Source organism: Mycobacterium sp. TH-M11 (assembly GCF_057473725.1).
Window position 1 is genome coordinate 1 of sequence record NZ_JBYCLD010000502.1, and the last position, 2,430, is coordinate 2,430.

General features: G+C 63.7%; 4 protein-coding genes. 1 reads left to right on the forward strand and 3 read right to left on the reverse strand.

The genetic code is table 11. The features are described from left to right. Positions 1–278: hypothetical protein (locus AC2VOG_RS19195; protein WP_486941416.1), on the reverse strand; the 278-nt coding region annotated here is incomplete at its 3' end. 356 nt (positions 279–634) lie between these two features. Between AC2VOG_RS19195 and AC2VOG_RS19200 the strand changes: the two genes are divergently transcribed. After that, entirely contained in the window at positions 635–1,654 is a 1,020-nt protein-coding gene (locus tag AC2VOG_RS19200) for an iron-containing redox enzyme family protein (protein ID WP_486941417.1), read from the forward strand. On the opposite strand, the gene AC2VOG_RS19205 is transcribed toward AC2VOG_RS19200, so the two are convergent. Together AC2VOG_RS19205 and AC2VOG_RS19210 are read right to left on the reverse strand one after the other, a co-directional pair. Next, on the reverse strand, positions 1,634–1,852 hold the full coding sequence (locus AC2VOG_RS19205) for a CDGSH iron-sulfur domain-containing protein (protein ID WP_486941418.1): 219 nt from the start codon (positions 1,850–1,852) through the stop codon (positions 1,634–1,636). The genes AC2VOG_RS19200 and AC2VOG_RS19205 overlap by 21 nt on opposite strands. Continuing rightward, positions 1,849–2,430, reverse strand: a 582-nt coding sequence (locus AC2VOG_RS19210) for a HemK2/MTQ2 family protein methyltransferase (RefSeq protein WP_486941419.1), incomplete at its 5' end; no start/stop codon positions are given. The genes AC2VOG_RS19210 and AC2VOG_RS19205, both read right to left, overlap by 4 nt.

Below are 2,430 nucleotides of genomic sequence, written 5' to 3' on the forward strand. Positions count from 1 at the left end.
TGGTAGAGCGACTCATCAGTCCACGGCGTTGCATAGTCAGTCTCGGCCACGTCATAGCTCCCGACGGTCGTACCACCTATTTCCACATTGGTCGGCTGGTCCTGCTGCCACTCGGTGAACAACGGCTGGAAACCCACATACCCGTCGGGGCCGAGCGCGGCGTTGGGCACGTCATTGCCGGCGGACACCAAGGTAATGCCGTCATCGGCGTGCGCCAACGCCAGCGGGATCAACGCGGCAGCGGCGAGGCCGCCGGCCGCCGCGCCCATTGCCAACACAAAACGACGATTTTCGATCACCAGAGCCCCCAATGGTTATTGCATCCACATACAACAAGTTCGATCCTTGAGAGGCTACCTCCCCGGTGATCTTGAAGTAGCCGGAATGGAAAATATTTGCCAGCCCACAAGCTTCCCTTAACCAAAGGCCTGGTTGTAGCGCAAGTTGCCCCCTGGCTCCCACCGCCTGAGCTGCGGGAAAGTAGCCACATGCCGGGGGCGCCGACGTCTTTGGTCACCATTCAGCTGCCTCGGGACCCCATTCCTGCCGGTTGAACAGACATCTACCTGCGGGGCGCCGAAAACTTGCAACAGCCGCCCGTTTGGCAAGGGCGGACGCGTGGGTACATACCCCCGTGACTTTCGCACAAGCAGTCGTCGAACCTCGGCTCCCGGCGGCGCACGGGCCGTTGTCGGCGGCCGTCCGCCGTAGCCTCAGCGGGTCAGCCCCGCACTACCAGCTGACGCGCATCGGTGCGTCCGCCCGCGACTCTGACCCGTATGGCCTGGATCTGCAGCTGGCGTTGTACATGTGCTACGAACTGCACTACCGCGGCTTCGCCGATGTCGACCCGAACTGGGAATGGAATCCCGGATTGTTGCATCTGCGCGCACAATTGGAGCGTTCGTTTTTGACCGGAGTATCCCGCGATGTAGGTCAGATCGAGCCGGGCCGCACCGCCGGCGCCGAAATGGACGACCTCTCGATAGAGGTATCTGACGGGGATGGTCCGTCATATTGGCTGCGCGACAACGGAACCTGGCAGCAGATGCTCGAGTACTTCGTCCACCGTTCGCTGTACCACCTCAAAGAAGGCGACCCGCACGCATTCGCCATCCCCCGGCTCACCGGACAAGCCAAGGCGTCGTTTGTGGCAATCGAATTCGACGAGTACGGGGCGGGGCGCGGGGCGCGGGTGCATCAGCAACTGTTCGCCGACCTGTTGACCGCCGCCGGACTCGATGCGAACTACCTGGCCTACCTCGGCGTGGTTCCCGCGGAAGCTCTGGCGGTGGTGAACCTGATGTCGCTGTTCGGTTTACACCGAAAATTCCGCGGAGCCGCTGTCGGACATTTCGCCTCGACCGAGATCACCTCATCGCCAGGCTCACGCCGGTTGGTCGAGGCGTTACAACGTCTGGGTGCACCGCCGGAGTGTGTCGCGTTCTACCGCGAACACGTCGAAGCCGACGCGGTGCACGAGCAGGTGGTGCGTCGAGACGTGGTGGGCACACTGGTCGCGCAGGAGCCACACTTGGAGTCCGACGTGGTATTCGGCATCCGGGCCCACGCCGCCGTCGAAGGTCGGCTCGCGGATGTGATCATGGCGTCGTGGAAAGCCGGTGCGACGTCCTTACGAACGCCGCTCGCCTGAATTCGCCTGTGCCGCAGGCCGACAGCGTCGATGGCTGGTGTCGCACATCGGGTAGATCTTGCTACGCCGGCATGTACAGATCGCCACCATGAAGCGATCGGATTCGACGATCTCACCGTCGGGTGTCTCGATGCTCACCGGGCCGGGGATCAGCACCGGCCCGTTGGGCACGATCTGCACCCGAACGGAGTCGGTCATGGTTTGTCCGCACGGATCACTACCAGTTCTTCGGTCCGGCAGCCAGGCCTGATCAGGCCGGTGACCTCCAGCCAGCGGGCGCGGGCAGACAACACCGGGCCGAAGGGAATGGCCCGTGCGGCAACAGCTTTCGCATCTAGGCCGGTCGACCGCAACGATTCCAGCGATTTGTCGACACCGGACAACGCCGACTGCACCATCAGCAGCGTGCCACCGACATCGAGCATCCCCGCCGCGGACTCGCACAACGGATCGAGCACCATCCGCCCGTCAATGCCCGCATTCCAGGCTCGCGCGGGACCGGCGGTGAGCGGGATGGCGTCGGTGTCGCCTGCCGGTGGAGTGGGCACGTAGGGCGGGTTCGACACGATGAGATCAAACGGCGCGTAATCCATTGCCCGCGAACATGATCCCTCCAGAACGTCGATGCTGACGCCGGCGTAGACGGCATTGCCTCGCGTACAGCTCACGGCACGCGGACAGATGTCGAACGCGATCACGCTGGCCGCATCGGACTCTGCTGCCGCGATGGCAACGACCCCGCTGCCGGTGCACAGGTCCAGAACTCGCCGACCACG